Consider the following 16,499-nt stretch of genomic DNA (forward strand, 5'->3'; position numbering starts at 1 on the left):
CCATGGCGGACCGACGGGGCCTCGAACTCGACCCCGAGGAACGACTCCGCTACCGGGGACGGCTCCGATCCGGACGGGCGGTCGCCGTCACCGACGAACGGCTGCTGATCGCGGGGGAGGAGCGGACCGAAAGCATACCCTACACCAACGTGAGCGAGGTGACGAACGAGCGGTTCGACTGGTTCCTCGCGATCATGAGCCTCGCGCTGTGCGGCGTCGGGGTCCTCTCGCTCGATGAAAACGTCCTGCTCGGGGTCGGTATGGTCGTCTTCGGCGCGTGGAGCCTGCTTCGGACCTACCGAAAACGGGATCGGGTGCGGATCCACACCCACAGCCGCCCGAAGCCCATCGAGGTGTTTCCCGCGGACGTCGACGCGCTCTATGCGGCGTTGGAGCCCGCGGTCGCGGCCGTCAGGGAGCGTGCGGACGGCCGAGGGCGTGAGGATGCCCGGGAGGGTTAGGGACGCTCGGGAGTCTTCGGAACCATCCGGAACGGATAGCTCGCGAGGATCGAGTGACCGTCGTCGGTCACCGCGACGAGGTCCTCCAGCCGGACGCCGCCGAGATCCGGGTCGTAAACGCCGGGCTCGATCGTGACGACGTGGCCCGGTCGAAGCTCGAGGTCCGCCGAGAGCGACGGCGCTTCATGGAGGCTCATGCCGACCCCGTGGCCGGTGCCGTGCGTGAAGCCCGCCTCCCCCTCCCCGGCGTTCGGATCGAAGCCGTAGGCGGCGAGTTCGGCCGCCGCCTCCCGGTGGACCTCGCGTGCGGTGACACCGGGATTCAGGGTGGCGAGCGCGGCCTTCCGGGCGGCCTCGACCGCGACGTACGCCCGGCGTTCCCAGCCGCCGTCCCCGTCGACGACGAACGTCCGGGTCAGATCGCCGTAGTAGCCGTGCGGGCCGCGGGGGGAGATATCGAGCAGGACGGTCTCGCCGGGGCGGAGGAGGTCGACGCCCGTGTAGTGGAGGTCCGCAGCGCTGGCCCCCGCGCCGATGACCGTGTTGCCCGCGTCACGGACGCCGTAGCGTGCGAGCGTCGCGTTCACCTGCCGGCGGAGACGCTCCGTCGAGAGCGGCCCGTCGCGCCAGACGAGAACCGGCTCCTCGACCCCGAGCGTCGCGAGCGCGTCGGGGTCGTACACGGGACCGCTCTCCGCAAGTACGGTTTCGGCACGCGCCATCGCCCGCGTCGTCGCGCGCTGGACCCGCCCGAGGCGATCGATCTCCTCGGCCGTCTTGATCGCGCGGGCGTCGGCGACGGCGGTCGTCGAGGCGAGCCCGTACCCCGCCCCTTCGAGATGAAGGGCGGCGTCGTGGGGGATCGACCGTGGGGTGAGCACCGTCGGGTCGGATCGGTCGGCGAGCAGGTCATCGAGGACGGACGCGGCGCGGAGGCCGGGAGGGTCGCCGGCGTCTTCGATGCAGACGGAACGGGTGATCCCGTCGTGGAACGGTTGGTTGGACCCGTCCGGAGGATCGGCGTCCACCGGCTCCCGGGCCGCCTCGACGAACTCGCGGGCCGCCTGCTCGTGAAACAGCGCCGGGGCACAGAGGACCGCCCGAGCGGACGACGGGTCCGGGCCCCCCGAACGCGACTCCGCACGCGCCGGAACCACGACCAGCGCGAACGGGCGGTCGGGACCCGAAAACCGGGTCAGGTACCGGAGGTTGTCATCGAAACGGTCCCCGATCACGACGACGCCGTCGGCGTCCGCGGCCTCACATGCCGCAAGCAGCGGCGACAGGTCGGTTCGTGGGGCGTCCCCACGCGGGTGAGTGTCGCTCGGCTCGACCGGCGGCGTGATGGGCTCCGTCGATCGGCGGTTCCCCGCCGGTGGTGAGCGGTCCGGCCCCTCGGTCACGGTTCCGGTTCCGGGACCGCGAGCTCGCTTTGTACCTCCTCGATCAGCTCCGACGGCGGTTCATCGCGAAGCTCGTTGAAAAGCAGGACGCTGATGGGGAGGGTGGGCGCGCCGCTGATGAGGCTCTCCAAGATCACGAGCCGTTCGCGGGCGCGCGACATCCCGACGTAAAACACCCGCCGCTCGTTGTCGGTGAGGATCGGGACCGGGCTCGTCGATTTCGTGAACTCGTCGACCCCGTCGACGGCGGTCGGGTCGTCGATGGAAGCCGCCATCTGCTCGACGACCTTCTCCGTGAGGTCCGTCGCGACGAAGACGTGGTCGGCCTCACGACCCTTCGCGGAGTGGATCGTCCCAACGCGAACGCGGCTCGGGTCCATCTCCTGATAGTCGTTTGTGAAGTACGCCGCCATCGACTTGCGCTGAAAGCTCGTCACCTTCCGCACCATGTCGTCGGCGCTTTCGGGGCCGGGCAGGAACGGGATGTGTGATTTCAACTCGTCGGTCGTGAGTTCGATCTCGGCGGCGTCGTCGGCGTCGGCCTCCTCCTCGCGGTCCTCGATGAGGTCATAAAAATCCTCACGCGCGTTCGTGCCGAACGCCGACTCCTGAAGCATGTCGGCGAGCCGCCGGGCCTCAAGCCCGTTTACCGGGTCGCCCGCGGCGGATTTTTCGATCGCGCTGACATAGTCCTGGAGCCGGTCGGTCCACATCCGGCCGTCCGTGAGCATCGTGAACGGAATGCCGTGATCGATGAACTCGTCGATGAAATCGAACATCTGATAGCGCGCCCGGAAGAGACACATCACGCTTCCCTCGTCGTCATCGACCGTGTATCGGACGTTACGGACGAGTTCGAGCATCGAGGGCGACTCGATCGCCTCCACCGTGCCACCCTCCTTGCGCGGACGAAGGTCCTTCTCCTGACGTTTGTCGATGTGACGGATCTCCGCGTTGACGACGTTGAGGATCTCCGAGGGGAGCCGGTAGGAGTTCGGGAGGATGACGTCCTCGTCGACGGCGGTGTCGAGAAGCAGGTCGGGATCGGCGCCCTGCCACGCGTAGACGACCTGGTCGTCGTCGCCGGCGATGAGGACCTTCTTCATGTGGGGCCGCCACTCCTCGAAGACGTTGTACTGCAGCGTCGTGATGTCCTGGAACTCGTCGATGATCAAGTAATCGACGCTCGGGACGAGCGAGCGCTGGGAGACGCGTTCGAGCATGTCGGCGAAGCCGACGAGTCCGTTGTCACCTTTATATGCCCGCCACGCGCGGATCGTCTCCGGGATGTCGATCCGGTCGTCATCCGAGGGCCACGTCGGCGTGTACTTGTTCCCCTCCTGGGCGTTGGGGTCGACGTCGGGCGGGAGCCGGACCTCCTCGACGTTCCACTGGAAGGGGACGTCATACCAGTCGGCCACGTCGCGCTCGGTGCGCTGGAGCCACTGGGAGGTGGCGATGATCTTGTTGCCGATGGTCGTCGAGCGGGCGGTGCGGCGGCCGGCGCCGCGGTGTTCGTCCTCGAACTCGATGCCGTACTCCGTACAGAACGCCTCCTTGTCGCTCTCGCTCACCACGTCGCCCCGCGAGAGGTTGAGCAGTTCGTACGCCTTCGCGTGCATCGTCGAGACGTTCCCCTGTAACGAGCGGGGCGAGACGTCGAGGCGTTCGGCGAGCCGGTCGCGGATCTCCGCGGCGGCCGCTCGGGTGTACGAGACGACGAGGACGTCGCGGACGTCCGCATCCTCCTCGTCCAAGATGCCCTCGACGCGGTCCAGGAGCGCGGTCGTCTTCCCGCTCCCGGGACCGCCGAACAGGCGGGTCACGGTCGGATCGGTCATGCTACCGTAATGAGCACGGTTCTTCTTAAGAGCGGTGGGTCGACCGGGCGTACTCAGTTGTTCCTCGTCGCCCGCGCTTTGCGGACGTCAGCACCGTCACGGACGAGGTCCTCACAGGAGGGACAGACGCGGGGTCGATCGACCCCGTTGGGGGTAAACACCCGCACGTAGTCCGTCGTCACGAACGAATCACAGTTCTGGCACCTCGGCATGATCGGAGCTAATCGATCATCGTAAATAATACTACCGGCGACTCTCATCGAAAGAAAGCGGCAAGGCGTTCGGATACGGCGATCCGGGCGGATACCCGAGGCCGCTTCGATGTCGGATCGGGTGGCTCAGCTCGGCCGCCAGTCGCAGACGCCACAGCGGGTCGATCCCTCCGCGTGAAGCGCACCGCACTCCGGACACTGGAGCTTGTTATAGGATCGCTCCCAGCGTACGATCTCCGTCTCGTGACCGCGGTCGGACAGGAATTCGTCGAACACGTCCTCGTTCGTACTGGGTGCGCTAGACATGCATGCTAGTGTATGACACCCTCGTATAAGAAGCTTTCCGCGGTGTGCGCTCGGTTCCGCAGGCGACCAGCGACTCTCGTGGGATTCGAGCTTTTTGTGTGTGCTTCCCGTCCGATCCGTCTTATAAGTGGACGGGTGTCCACATCCCGCGGCCCCTGCCATCGCCGAGCGCGCACCCCTGGCGCCGTCCTCCAGTCACGCCCCCGAGCCGGCGTCGCCCGACTCGTCGAGCCGTTGCCGATACTTTCCCAGCGCGACGTCGAGCGCCTCCTCGGCGTCGACGCCGGCCGACTCCGCGAGCGCGAGCAGCGCAAAGAGGGCGTCACCGAGCTCGTCGACGGCGATCGCGGCGTCGTCCGGGCGATCGCCGTAGTCGGTCGAGACCAACACCTCCTTCGCCAGCTCGCCCACCTCGCTTTCGAGGTCGAGAACGCGGTGTGCGAGCGGACAGTCGAGGCCGTGACGGTCGATGAAGGCGGCGACGCGCTCCTGTTGCTCCATATTCGAGCGACGCCCGGTGGTGATAAATAACGACGGGCACGGCGGCGGGGCCGGGGGTGTCAGTGATATAATACGGGATGACGGGAACGACCACCCAAAGGGCGACCGACGGTGGCGAGGACGGCCGGTCACGCAACCCCTAAGACGACGCCGACCCCAGCGTTTATATGAAGATCGCGCTGCTCGGCGGGACGGGCGACATCGGCGAGGGGCTCGCGCTCCGATGGGCATACGACACGTCACACACGGTGATCATCGGCTCGCGCGATCCGGAACGGGCGGAGACGAAGGCGGCGGCCTACGAGACGGAACTCGACAGCCGCGGCGTCGACGACGTCTCGATCGCGGGCCACGGGAACGTCGCGGCCGCCGAACGCGCCGACGTCGTCGTCCTCGCGGTACCCCCGTACCACGTCGGCGACACCGTCGAGGAGGTCGCCGACGTCCTCGATGACGGCGACATCCTCGTCTCGCCGGCGACGGGAATGAAACGCGACGAGGACGGCTTCCACTACCACAAACCGGGGGTGGGATCCGTGACGCGGATCGCCGCGAACGCCGCTCCCGAGGGCGTCGCCGTCGTCGGCGCGTTCCACAACCTCGCGGCGGGCCGGCTCGCGAACCTCGATGCCGACCTCGGCGTCGACACCCTCGTGATCGGCGACGACGAGGACGCGAAGGGGATCGTGACCGACCTCGCCGAGGGGATCGAGGGCCTGCGCGCGCTCGACGCCGGCGGGCTCGCCAACGCCCCCGAGATCGAGGCGCTCACGCCGCTGCTTATCAATATCGCCCAGCACAACGACGGGCTCCACGACCTCGGCGTGCGGTTCACCTGAGCCGCGGTTGAAGGGTGAAACGGCCCCGACGGCTCACGACCACGTCCCACGATGCTCACGATCGCGTCCCCGGTCCGTCAGGCCTTTGCGCTGTCGGCACCGACATCGCGTAATGGAGTATCTGCAGCGTCGGGTCGAGCTCGTCGACGATCGACTGGAGGCGGCCATCGACGCGGTCGAGCCCGAGGAGCTCTCCGCGGAGCTCGAACACGTCGTGCTCGCGGGCGGCAAGCGGGTCCGGCCCGCGGTGACCATCCTCGCCTGTGAGGCGCTCGGCGGCGAGCCCGAGGACGCCGTCGACTTCGCCGCCGGTATCGAGTTCGTCCACAACGCCTCGCTCGTCATCGACGACATCATCGACCGCTCGGACATCCGCCGGGGAACCCCCTCGGCATGGGCCGAGTTCGGCTACGGCCCGGCCATCGTCACGAGCGACGGGCTCTTAGGCGAGGCGTTCGCGCTCTTTTCATCGGACGAGCGGGCGATGCGGATCGTCGCGGAGGCGATGGTCGAACTCGGGGAGGGCGAGGCGACGGAGCTTGTCGCCCGCCCCACGAACGAGGCCGAATACATGGACCTCGCCCGACGCAAAACGGGCGCGCTCTTTCGGGCGGCCGCCGAACTCGGCGCGGTCGCCGGGGACGCGGAGCCCGCCGTCGTCGACTCCTTCGGGGAGTACGCCGAGCGCGTCGGCGTCGCCTTCCAGATGCGCGATGACGTGCTCGATGCGACCGCCGACGCCGACGACCTCGGGAAGCCGACCGGGCAGGACGCCGAGATGGATCGTCCCTCGGTCGTACAGGTCACGTCGCTCTCCCCGGAGGAGGTGAACGAGCGGGCCCGCGAGCAGTCATCGCTCGCGCTCGCGGCGCTTGCGGACGCGGACCCGCCGGAAAGCGAGGCGATCGGCTACCTGCGTGACCTCGCTGAGTTCGTCGTCGTGCGCGAGCGGTGACGCGCGAGCGGCGGCGCGCGACCGGCGACGCGCAAGCGGCGGTGCGCGAGCGGCGATACGCAGGCGGTGACACGAGGGAAACGGAGACGACCGCAAGGAACGAACGTTTAACACCGTCCGTCAACCGGATGAGAGTATGAACGAGCACCACCGTCGCGCGCTGGATAGCCGATGGGCGGACGTGTTGGCCGACACCGACGCCACCGTCGAGGAGTACCGCGAGCGGGGCTGGGACGCGCTTTCGGTCCGCCCGGGCGACGTCAACCCGATCGAGGGTGACGCGCGGCTCGACGTGTTGATCCCGGGGTCAGCGTTCGAGGACGTAAGCGAGCGAATGGCCGAGGTCGAGATCGACGCGTTCCGCGTCTATGCGGCCGCGGAGGCCGGGGTCACCTTTCGACTCGTCGTCGGCGAGGACGAGACGTCCGAGTTCGCGTGCTGCGTACCGACGTTCCTCTTCGATGAGGACGCCGGGCCGATGCGGATGGCGGCCGACACCCATGGCTCGTTGACGATCCGCCTGCGACCGCTCGACGACCGCGACGTGGTCGAACTGCAACTCATGGAACCGGAGGTCTTCTTCGAGGCGCGTGCGCCCGAGTGAGCGGTGAACCCCCGGCGGTCGGGCAAACGATCACGTGAGATCGTGACACACTTGTTTTCCGTGGCGTCGTGGAGTCCCAAACCGCAACCTTCCAAAGGTTCCGGTCCGTATGGAGGGGTATGAGCGATGAGAGCCTCGCGGACCGGATCGAGCGGTGGATGGTCGGTCAGATGCCGATCATTCAGATGCACGGGGGGACGAGCGTCGTCCGTGAGGCGAACGAGGAGACCGGCGAGGTCGTCGTCGAGCTCGGCGGCACCTGCTCGGGCTGTGGGATCTCGAACGTCACCGCCGACAACATCCGTCGGGACCTCATCATGGATTTCGAGGAGGTCACCGACGTGCACGTGAAGGTCCCCGCAAGCGGCGATCAGGGCGCCTCCACGGTCGAGGGGGGCCGCGGCGGCGACCTCCGGTACGAGACCGAATCCGCGAACCACTTTTAAATCGACGTCCGTTCCCGCGACGATCCGTACCCGCTCAGAGCGCTCCCTCAAGCGCGCTCGCAACCGCCCGTGCCTTCTCGGCCAACGTCTCCGGCGTGTTCCCGTCCGCGACGGAGGCATCGAGGATCTCGTCGTCAACGCGCTCGACGGTGCCGTCGGCGTGTTTGATCACGTCGACGTGAAGGTCGACGTAGCGGGCGCCGTCCGGAAAGAGCTCCACGGGCGTACAGACGTTGACGTAGGTCCCTTTCACCGTCCCGTCCGTCCCGCGATAGGTCGTCGGGTACCACCATCGGCCCTCTTTTAAACTCGTCACGGCGACGTCGCCCGCGTCCCGGGGAACGTCGAGGCCGTCATAGGTCCCCCCGCCGGTCATCGACCGCTCGACGGTGACGGAGCCGTCCGGCTCGACCGCGGTCACCTCGCCCTCCCCGAGGACGATCAGCCGACCGTCGGGCTTCCCGTGTTCGATCCGAAGCGCGTCGCCCTCGCTCGGGCCGAAGGCCCCCACGACCGCCTCGAACGGGAACTCGGCGTCCGGCGAGGGCTCACAGAGCGCCTCCGCGAGGTCGACGCCGGCGGAGGCGTCCGACGATCCGGCCTTGATCCGGTGGTGACCCGGAAGGGTGGTCGTCACGCGGCGGCGGGCGGAATCGAGCTCGAATCGACACTCGCGCCCGAACCAGACCCACGCGCCGACGTGGGGGGATGCGAGAGGGCCGTCCTCGGCGGGGTCGGACCCCGCACGGACGCCCAACTCGCCGATGTCGGCGGCGAACCGCTCGGCCCGCTCGGTTGCCGCCTCGAGCGCGGCCGCGAGCGCGTCGCCGTCGGCGTCGACGGCCGCCCGGCTCCAGACGGCCCGCCAGCCCGAAGGCGGCTCCAGCCCGAGGAGGTCGACCATCCCGGCCAGTTCGCGGGCGGCCGCGTCGGTTCGGCCGTCGACGCGCGTGCCGGAGCCGGGTTCGAGGGTTACGAGCCCCCCCGTAACCCGGAGGTCGCCGTCGAGGGTCGGCCGTGAATCCGCCCACGGCGGCGACGACTCGCGGACCTGCAGGCGAACGGGATCGCCCGTTTCGACGTGGGCGTCGACGGCGTTGTAGGGAAGGTAGCCCTCGACGCTGTCGCCTCCGCCCGGAACGTCGCGGCCGTCCTCGTCCACCGCGAGCGCGACGACCGCGCCGCCGCCGAGCGTCTCCGTCACCGTGCCGTCGAAGACGGCCCCGGGCGGGGCGGGATCGTGCCACGAGAGCGCGTCGACGCCGACATCGCACAGGTGATCGAGGACCGAGGCCGTCGCCTCCGGGTCGCCCGAGAGCCCGACGCCGGTTCGGTCCGTACTCGTCGAGACCGTGACGTCCGGCGGGACGTCCGGGAAGTCGGCCTCGAACCGCCGGCGGATCGGATCGGAGGCGTCGACGACCTCGTAGCCGGCATCGAGGAGGAGGCGGGTGAGCGCGGTCGTGTAGATCCCGCGAAGGCGGATGCGAGCGGTCATGTGCGCTGGCACCTCGGCGCAAACGGCAGGGGCCGACGGTCGAACGGATACATACCCGTCCTTCGGTTGCCGTGGGTTCAAGCCTGACGGCTCGAGACGTGAACGGCGGTACCCGTCAGCGTCCGTCGACGTCGCGACCCACGATGTCACGGCGGCAAGGTCTATCCCGGATCGCACCGAAGCGATCGATACGCATGTCCTCAGGGTCGGACCCGATCGAGACCGCCGCGGACGACGATCGGGACCTCTATGACGTCGCGACGTGGGAGGAGCGGACCTCCCTCGACGGGCTCGCCGTCGCCGTCCACTGGCTCATCACCCGCTCCGCGAAGCTCTTCGTGCTGCTCGTCGCGTTCGTCATCCTGCTCGCGATCCTCGCCTCCTTCGGGCTGGGGCTCGTCTTCGATCCCGTCGTCGCCGCGCTCGTCGCGCTGTCGGCGATCCCGGCGCTGGGCCTTGCGGCGTACGTGTACGTCTCCGATGTGACGACGAACGAGCCGCTCTCGTTGCTCGTCGCGACCTTCCTGTTGTCGATCCTCACGGCGTCGTTCGCGGCCGTGTTGAACAGTTTCACGCGCCCGTTTTTCGCGCCCCTCGGCTACCTCGGGCTCGTCCTCTTTTTCTTCCTGATCGTCGGCCCCGTCGAGGAGACCGTGAAGCTGCTCGCGGTCCGGCTCTACGCCTACAGCGACGACCGCTTCGACGCCGTCATCGACGGCGCGGTCTACGGCGCGATCGCGGGCCTCGGGTTCGTCGTCATCGAGAACTTCGTCTACATCGCCCAGAACGTCGACCTCGACGAGTTGGAGTTCGCCGTCGGCGCGCTCGGCGCCGGCGACGGCATCGCCGCGGTCCGCGCGCTCGTCGGCCCCGGCCACGTCGTCTACTCCGCGTTCGCGGGCTATTACCTCGGGCTCGCGAAGTTCAACCCGGAGAACCGTGGGCCGATCATCGTGAAGGGGCTGCTCATCGCCGCGGCGATCCACGCGCTGTATAACAGCCTGGTCGGGCCGGTGACCGTGGGTATCTCCGCGCTCACCGGTATCCCCCAGATTCCCGCGCTGTTCGTCTTCATCCTCGGCTTTCAGGGCGTTTTCGCCTACCTCCTGTTCCGAAAGATCTGGCGCTACCGCGACGTCTACCGCGAAACACATGAACACGAATCGGACGCCCATCGCGACGTCGAACCGGAGCTGACCGAGTTCGAGTGATCCGTCACGTCGAGCGTTCACGTTCGACGACCGCCGCGAGCAACTCGGCGAGGGCGTCGCCAGCGAGCGTGTGCAGCTCCTCGCCCCGGTCCGCGTCGCCGTCGGCAGGGTCGCCGACGACGCCGTTCTCGGTGAACCCGTCGGAGTCGTGTGCGAGGTTGACGCCGGCGACCCACTCGCCCCACCGGTCGGACCCGCCCTCCCGGGCCGCCTCGATCCGGTCTTCCCGGACGAGTTCAGGATGGGTCGCCCGCATGAGCGCGGTCTCCAGCGGGCCGCCATGTCCCATCTCCCCCGTGTGCTCGCCGACCGCGTTGAACCAGGTGAACGCGACGGCGTAGCCGTCGTGTGCGGGATCGCGCGAGAACCGTCGGGAGACCTCGGCGAGGGCGTCGATGTTGCCGCCGTGTCCGTTCGCGAACACGACGCGATCGATCCCGTGAGCGGTGAGCGAGGCGGCCGCCTCCCGCACGTACGCCCGGAACGTATCGGGCGAGACCCACATCGTGCCGTCGAACGCGCGGTGTTCCTCGGCGATCCCGATGGGGATGGGCGGCGTCACGATCGCCGTGTCCGCGCCGTGTTCCGCCTCATACGCCGCCACGCCGGCCTCCGCGACGGCGGCGGCGGCGAGCGTGTCGGTCCCGAGCGGGGCGTGTGGGCCGTGCTGTTCGGTGCTGCCGACCGGAATGACGGCGATATCGACGGCGGCGTCCCTGACGTCCGTCCACGTCGCATCCGCGAGTTGCATACGGCCACATCGGCGGTCGGTCACCTATAAGCGGTGGTCGAAGACGGATCCGCTCGGACGGCGACGGTGGCGAATTCACCCCGACAGTTAATTTATATCCACGCGAACGACTCCCATGGACGAGTCCGAGGAGGGGGAACGGGAGGTCGCGACGTTCGGACCGCTGCGGGAAGCGCTCCGGGAACACGTGTATCCGGTAACGTCGGCGGAACTCATCGAGACATATGGGGGCTTCGAGTTCGAGGGACCCGACGGCGTCGATCGGCTGGAGGACGCCCTCGGACGCGCCGAAGAGGTCACGTTCCGTGACCCACGGGACGTACGGGACGCCATCCTCGATGGACTCGCGGCCGGATCAGCTTTCGAGGCGAACGAGGCGGCGGAGCTACTGACCGACGAGGGCGGCGATGACGACGCCGAGTGGAGCAAGCTGTCGGTCTGAACCGGTGCCTTCCGCACAGTCGGGGAACCGCCCCTCTCAGTCATCGTCGGTCTCCGCCTCGTCGACGATCCGGGCGGTCCGGCGCTGGGCCCGCTCGATGAACTCGCGGGGAAGCTCGTCGATCTCGCCGGCCTGCACGCCCCAGAGGTGCGCGTAGAGCCCGTCCTCCGCGAGCAGCTCCTCGTGGGTGCCCCGCTCAACGATCCGACCGCCCTCCAACACGAGGATCGTATCGGCGTCGCGGATCGTCGAGAGCCGGTGGGCGATCGCGAAGGTCGTCCGGTCGGCCGTCAGCCGGTTTAACGAGCGCTGGATGAGCATCTCCGTCTCGGTGTCGACGTCGGAGGTCGCCTCGTCGAGCACGAGGATCGCCGGCTCCTTGAGGATCGCCCGAGCGATGGTGAGCCGCTGGCGCTGCCCCCCGGAGAGTTTCACGCCACGCTCGCCCACCATGGTGTCGTAGCCGTCCGGGAGGTTCTCGATGAACTCGTGGGCCTCGGCGGCGCGTGCGGCCTCGCGGATCTCCTCGGGGCTCGCGTCGAACGCGCCGTACGCGATGTTCTCCTCGACGGTGCCATAAAACAGGTACGCGGACTGGCCGACGTACCCGATCGACTCACGCAGCGAGCGAAGGGTCACGTCACGGATGTCGTGGCCGTCGATCCGGATCGCCCCCTCGTCGACGTCGTACATCCGGAGCAACAGCTTGAGCACCGTCGATTTCCCCGCGCCGGTCGGCCCGACGAGCGCGAGCGTCTCGCCGCCCTCGACGGCGAAGTCGATGTCGGAGACGACCCGATCGCCACCGTCGTAGCCGAAGGAGACGTCCTCATAAGCCACGTCGCCGTCGGTGACGACGAGCTCGTCGGCGCCGTCCTCCTCGCCGAGCCGGCTCGTCTCGTCCATCAGCCCGAAGATCCGCGCGGAGGACGCCCGGGCGCGCTGGTACATATTGATGATCTGGCCGAACTGCGCCATCGGCCAGACGAACTGCTGGGTGTAGAGGATGAACGTGACGAACGTGCCGACGCCGAGCGCCCCGGTGAACGGGCCGGGCGCGGTCCCCGTTGACACCCAGTAGCCGCCCACGAGGAAGGTGAGCACGAAGCCGAACCCGGAGAGGAGTTGCAGGCCCGGGAAGAACTTGATCCGGATATTGATCGCCCCCCAGTTCGCATCGAAGTACGCCCGGGAGACGTCGTCGACGCGGCCGGATTCGTACTCCTCGGTGTTCGACGCCTTGATCACCTGAATGCCGCCGAGGTTGTTCTCCAGCCGGGAGTTGAGCGTCCCGACCGAGGAGCGAACCTCGGCGTATTTCGGTTGGATCAACTTGACGAAGAGATACGTAAACCCGGCGATGAGCGGGACCGGAAGCAACGAGACGAGCGCGAGCTGCGGGTTGAGGTAGATGAGCAGCCCCGCGATCCCGAAGACCATCACCGAGAGCCGGAAAAAGGAGTTGAGCCCGTCGTTGAGGAACCGTTCGAGCTGGTTCACGTCGTTCGAGAGGATGGACATCATCTCGCCGGTCTGTTTGTCCGAGAAGAACTCCATGTTCAGCCGCTGCATCCGATCGTAGGTGTCCGTCCGGATCTCGTGTTGGATGTCCTGTGAGAAGGCGTTGAAGCCCCAATTACGGATCCAGTGAAACAGCGCCCCGAAGACGAACGACCCCGCGATGATCGCGACGACGAGGAAGAACTGCGAGTCGTCGTCCGCGGGCAGCCACGCGTCAGGCACGAGCGGGAGTGCGAAGGGGCGGTCGTCGAGAAAGACCGTGTCGATGGCGATGCCGAGAAGCAGCGGCGGGAGCAGGTCGAGCGCGCGTGCGAAGACGCTGCCGACGATCCCGACGGTGAGCGAGAACCAGTTCGGGACCCCGTAGGTCGAAAAGAGCCGACGCATCGGGTTCTCGATCTCCGCACGCTGTTCCTCGAAGGGGTCATCCTCCTCCCAGTCGATGCCACCCATTATCCGTACACGGGGGCCGACGGGCATAGGGGTTCGCCTCCGCGAAGCGGGCGTTCCGGACGTCCGGATCGACGAACGCGCGGCGGAGGCGACATGACCCGTAGCTTTACTCACCGGTCGGGACGATAGCCACGTCACGTGAGCCAATCATGACGAACACGAGCGGGGACGACGCGACGGGACGCGACGCCAGGGAGGCTGTCAAGCGGTACGGCCGGGAGATGCTCGAGAAAGGGTTGACCAAAGCCACCGGGGGGAACGTCAGTCGGCGGACCGGACCCGAGGGCTTCGCGATCAGCCCCTCGGGGGTCCCCTATCCGGAGATCGAACCGGAGGACGTGCCGATCCTCGATCTCGACGGCGACGTGGTTCACGACGGGAAGAAGCCCTCGAACGAGGTCGACATGCATCGGCTGGTGTACGCCGCCCGCGACGACGTCGGCGGGATCGTCCACACCCACTCCCCGTACGCGAGCACGTTCGCGAGCCTTAACGACCCGATCCGCCCGTCCCACTACCTCATCGCCTTCATCGGCGACAAGGTACCCGTCGCGGAGTACGTGACCTACGGGACGGAGGCGCTCGGCCGGAAGGCGGTGGCGGCGCTCGGCGAGGAGTACAACGCTTGCCTGCTCGCCAACCACGGCGTGCTCGCGGTCGGCGACACGCTCGGGTCGGCGCTTGAAACCGCGGAGATGGTCGAATACTGCGCGCGGATTCACTATCAGGCGCGTGCGATCGGGGAGCCCGAACTCCTGCCGGACGAGGAAGTCGATCACCTCCGGGAGAAGTTCGCGGACTACGGCGAAGAGCGCTGAGTCGATCCGTCAGAGAGCGTCCCGCCGTTACCCCGGAGAACGGTTCAAACCGACCGTCGCTCAACGGCCGGATCGACACCTGCCGCCGAGAGATCCGCACGGATCCGCTTTCGGAGCGGGTCCGGAACGTCATCGCGACGGATGGGCGTCGCCGTGCCGACGGCTCCGCGGTCGGCGCGGGCGGTGTCGCCGTCGGGATCCGCATCCCGATCCACGTCGCCGTCGGTCGGAACCGACCAGTAGAGGACCGCATCCGTCGGCGCGTAGTACTCCACGGCGAAACGGTCACCCGCTCCCTCGTAGTGGACGCGCGCGGCCGCACCCTCCGCCCGCCAGCCGTCGCGGGCGACGAGCGCGGCGATCGCATCGTACATGATCCTCACTCGGAGACGCTCCCACATTAACGGGTCGCCACGGGTCGGGCGGTCGCCCCGGGACGCGAGCAGAGGGAGACGTGGTGGAGGGAAGCGCATCGACACCGGTTTAAAAATCCCGGACGGAAGATGGGAGTATGTCCCTTCGCGTCACCTTCCTCGGGACGGGCGGTGCCGTCCCCACGACCGAGCGCGCGCCGAGCGCCATCCTCATCAACCGCGAGGGTGACCGGCTGCTTTTCGACTGCGGGGAGGGCACCCAGCGGCAGATGATGCGGTTCGGCACGGGCTTCGGGATCGACCACATCTTCGTCTCACATCTCCACGGCGACCACGTCCTCGGGATCCCGGGGCTGATCCAGACGCTCGATTTCAACGGCCGCGACGAGCCCCTCACGATCCACTGCCCGCCGAACACCCATGGTGACCTCCACGACCTCGTCCACGCCGTCGGCCACGACCCGGGCTTCCGGGTCGCCATCGAGCCCGTAAAGCCCGGCGAGGTCGCCCTCTACGCCGACGGCTACCGCGTGGAGGCCTTCGAGACGGTCCACCGCACGCGTTCACAGGGGTACGTCCTCACGGAGGCGGATCGACCGGGCCGGTTCGACCGCCCGAAAGCCGAAGCGCTGGGCGTCCCCGTCGGCCCGAAGTTCGGGCGGTTACACGCGGGCGAGGCGGTCGAAGCCGAGGACGGGACGGTCGTGGAGCCCGAACAGGTCGTCGGACCGCCGCGTCCGGGACGGACGGTGGTCTACACGGCCGACACCCGCCCACACGATCGAACCGTCGCGGTCGCCCGCGGCGCGGACCTCCTCATCCACGACGCGACCTTCGCCGACGGCCTGGCCGATCGGGCCCGCGAGACCGCCCACTCGACCGGACGGGAGGCCGGCGAGATCGCCGCGCGGGCCGACGTGACGCGGCTGGCGCTCGTACACATCTCCTCGCGGTATGCCGGCGATCCATCGTCGATACGGGACGACGCCCGGGCGGCCTTCGACGGCGACTGTTTCATTCCCGAGGACGGGCACCGGATCGAGGTGCCGTTTCCCGATGCCGAGTGATCGGCGGACGCGCCGGGAGACTGCGACCCGTGGCGACAGATTTGGGTGCATGTGGCGCCTCGATCGGTCATGAGCGAGTGGACCGACGCGGACGTACCCTCGATGGCGGGCCGAACCGTCGTCATCACCGGCGCGAACGGCGGACTCGGCTACGAGGCGACCCGCGTGTTCGCACGGAAGGGCGCGACCGTGATCATGGCCTGTCGAAGCGTCGAACGGGGAGCGCGTGCCAAATCGGCGATCCGACGCGAGGAGGGCCGTAGTCGGGTTCCCGAGGAGGCGCTCGTCGTCCGCGAGTGTGACCTCGCCTCGCTCGCGTCGATCCGATCGTTCGCGGAGGGGATCACCGCCGACTTCGACGCCATCGACGTGCTCTGTAACAACGCGGGCGTGATGGCGATCCCGCGATCCGAGACCGAGGACGGCTTCGAGACGCAGTTTGGCGTCAACCACCTCGGCCACTTCGCGCTCACGGGTCGACTGTTTCCGCTGCTTCGCGCCGCCGAGGCGGCCCGCGTGATCACCCACTCCTCGGCGGCCCACGAGCAGGGCGAGATGGACTTCACCGACCTCAACTGGGAGCGATCCTACGGGAAGTGGCGCGCGTATGGTCGGAGCAAGCTCGCGAACCTGCTTTTCGCCTACGAGTTGCAGCGGCGGTTGGAGAAACACGACATGGAGACGATCAAAAGCGTCGCCTGCATCCGTCTTTAGTTAAGCGAGAAACCGCGTGATAGCGGCGGCTTATCGAGGCATCTTTCGGAAGGAATGAGGAAGTCCTGTCTGTGTACAACAA

General features: G+C 68.0%; 18 protein-coding genes and 1 pseudogene. 10 read left to right on the forward strand and 9 right to left on the reverse strand.

Translation table 11 applies throughout. The features are described from left to right. The first annotated feature begins 2 nt into the window (after positions 1 to 2). Positions 3 to 461 carry a hypothetical protein gene (locus CHB65_RS13760; RefSeq protein ID WP_089385628.1) on the forward strand — a complete coding sequence of 153 codons (459 nt, stop codon included), beginning with the start codon at positions 3 to 5 and terminating at the stop codon, positions 459 to 461. On the opposite strand, the gene CHB65_RS13765 is transcribed toward CHB65_RS13760, so the two are convergent. From CHB65_RS13765 to CHB65_RS13780, 5 genes are all read right to left on the reverse strand, one after another. Then, positions 458 to 1,807 carry a M24 family metallopeptidase gene (locus tag CHB65_RS13765; protein WP_089385648.1) on the reverse strand — a complete coding sequence of 450 codons (1,350 nt, stop codon included), beginning with the start codon at positions 1,805 to 1,807 and terminating at the stop codon, positions 458 to 460. The two genes, CHB65_RS13760 and CHB65_RS13765, sit on opposite strands and share 4 nt — an antisense overlap. A gap of 53 nt (positions 1,808 to 1,860) precedes the next feature. Continuing rightward, a complete protein-coding gene (locus CHB65_RS13770; protein WP_089385629.1) occupies positions 1,861 to 3,705 on the reverse strand; it encodes a UvrD-helicase domain-containing protein in 1,845 nt (614 codons plus the stop codon). 53 nt (positions 3,706 to 3,758) lie between these two features. Continuing rightward, entirely contained in the window at positions 3,759 to 3,917 is a 159-nt protein-coding gene (locus CHB65_RS17505; RefSeq protein ID WP_179213671.1) for a DUF7563 family protein, read from the reverse strand. 126 nt (positions 3,918 to 4,043) lie between these two features. Next, positions 4,044 to 4,223: an HVO_0416 family zinc finger protein gene (locus CHB65_RS13775; RefSeq protein WP_089385630.1), complete on the reverse strand. Its 180-nt coding sequence runs from the start codon at positions 4,221 to 4,223 to the stop codon at positions 4,044 to 4,046. Between the two features lie 195 nt (positions 4,224 to 4,418). Continuing rightward, positions 4,419 to 4,724, reverse strand: a complete 306-nt coding sequence (locus CHB65_RS13780; RefSeq protein ID WP_089385631.1) for a MazG nucleotide pyrophosphohydrolase domain-containing protein — start codon at positions 4,722 to 4,724, stop codon at positions 4,419 to 4,421. A gap of 167 nt (positions 4,725 to 4,891) precedes the next feature. Here CHB65_RS13780 and npdG point away from each other — a divergent pair, with 167 nt between their 5' ends. The 4 genes from npdG (at position 4,892) to CHB65_RS13800 (ending at position 7,568) form a co-directional block, all read left to right on the forward strand. Next, positions 4,892 to 5,563 carry an NADPH-dependent F420 reductase gene (npdG, locus tag CHB65_RS13785; RefSeq protein ID WP_089385632.1) on the forward strand — a complete coding sequence of 224 codons (672 nt, stop codon included), beginning with the start codon at positions 4,892 to 4,894 and terminating at the stop codon, positions 5,561 to 5,563. A 112-nt stretch (positions 5,564 to 5,675) separates the two neighbouring features. Further along, positions 5,676 to 6,518, forward strand: a complete 843-nt coding sequence (locus CHB65_RS13790; protein ID WP_089385633.1) for a polyprenyl synthetase family protein — start codon at positions 5,676 to 5,678, stop codon at positions 6,516 to 6,518. Between the two features lie 136 nt (positions 6,519 to 6,654). Next, positions 6,655 to 7,122 (forward strand): DUF7529 family protein, encoded by a 468-nt coding sequence (locus CHB65_RS13795; protein ID WP_089385634.1) that lies wholly within the window; start codon positions 6,655 to 6,657, stop codon positions 7,120 to 7,122. Positions 7,123 to 7,241: 119 nt separating this feature from the next. Continuing rightward, on the forward strand, positions 7,242 to 7,568 hold the full coding sequence (locus tag CHB65_RS13800; protein ID WP_089385635.1) for a NifU family protein: 327 nt from the start codon (positions 7,242 to 7,244) through the stop codon (positions 7,566 to 7,568). Between the two features lie 34 nt (positions 7,569 to 7,602). Here CHB65_RS13800 and CHB65_RS13805 read toward each other — a convergent pair whose 3' ends face one another. Continuing rightward, complete coding sequence (locus CHB65_RS13805; protein ID WP_089385636.1) at positions 7,603 to 9,066, reverse strand: DUF402 domain-containing protein; 1,464 nt, start codon at positions 9,064 to 9,066, stop codon at positions 7,603 to 7,605. A 194-nt stretch (positions 9,067 to 9,260) separates the two neighbouring features. Between CHB65_RS13805 and CHB65_RS13810 the strand changes: the two genes are divergently transcribed. Next, complete coding sequence (locus tag CHB65_RS13810) at positions 9,261 to 10,277, forward strand: PrsW family intramembrane metalloprotease (protein WP_089385637.1); 1,017 nt, start codon at positions 9,261 to 9,263, stop codon at positions 10,275 to 10,277. Positions 10,278 to 10,281: 4 nt separating this feature from the next. On the opposite strand, the gene CHB65_RS13815 is transcribed toward CHB65_RS13810, so the two are convergent. After that, the gene (locus CHB65_RS13815) at positions 10,282 to 11,028 is read right to left on the reverse strand and encodes a creatininase family protein (RefSeq protein WP_089385638.1); all 747 of its coding nucleotides are present in this window, start codon (positions 11,026 to 11,028) and stop codon (positions 10,282 to 10,284) included. Between the two features lie 115 nt (positions 11,029 to 11,143). Between CHB65_RS13815 and CHB65_RS13820 the strand changes: the two genes are divergently transcribed. Then, positions 11,144 to 11,470: a DUF5789 family protein gene (locus CHB65_RS13820; RefSeq protein WP_089385639.1), complete on the forward strand. Its 327-nt coding sequence runs from the start codon at positions 11,144 to 11,146 to the stop codon at positions 11,468 to 11,470. Between the two features lie 36 nt (positions 11,471 to 11,506). On the opposite strand, the gene CHB65_RS13825 is transcribed toward CHB65_RS13820, so the two are convergent. Then, positions 11,507 to 13,444 (reverse strand): ABC transporter ATP-binding protein, encoded by a 1,938-nt coding sequence (locus tag CHB65_RS13825; protein WP_089385640.1) that lies wholly within the window; start codon positions 13,442 to 13,444, stop codon positions 11,507 to 11,509. A 149-nt stretch (positions 13,445 to 13,593) separates the two neighbouring features. Between CHB65_RS13825 and CHB65_RS13830 the strand changes: the two genes are divergently transcribed. Beyond that, positions 13,594 to 14,262 carry a class II aldolase/adducin family protein gene (locus CHB65_RS13830; RefSeq protein ID WP_089385641.1) on the forward strand — a complete coding sequence of 223 codons (669 nt, stop codon included), beginning with the start codon at positions 13,594 to 13,596 and terminating at the stop codon, positions 14,260 to 14,262. 44 nt (positions 14,263 to 14,306) lie between these two features. Here the strand turns inward: CHB65_RS13830 and CHB65_RS13835 are convergent, their stop codons facing one another. Beyond that, positions 14,307 to 14,636, reverse strand: a complete 330-nt coding sequence (locus tag CHB65_RS13835) for a DUF7538 family protein (RefSeq protein ID WP_089385642.1) — start codon at positions 14,634 to 14,636, stop codon at positions 14,307 to 14,309. 137 nt (positions 14,637 to 14,773) lie between these two features. Here CHB65_RS13835 and rnz point away from each other — a divergent pair, with 137 nt between their 5' ends. Next, positions 14,774 to 15,703, forward strand: coding sequence for a ribonuclease Z (rnz, locus tag CHB65_RS13840; RefSeq protein WP_089385643.1), 930 nt, complete (start codon positions 14,774 to 14,776; stop codon positions 15,701 to 15,703). Positions 15,704 to 15,772: 69 nt separating this feature from the next. Then, positions 15,773 to 16,405 (forward strand): annotated as a pseudogene (locus CHB65_RS13845) (SDR family NAD(P)-dependent oxidoreductase); the annotation flags it as partial. Positions 16,406 to 16,499: the final 94 nt, after the last annotated feature.

It is taken from the genome of Halorubrum vacuolatum (assembly GCF_900188065.1).
Taxonomy (GTDB): Archaea; Halobacteriota; Halobacteria; order Halobacteriales; family Haloferacaceae; genus Halorubrum; species Halorubrum vacuolatum.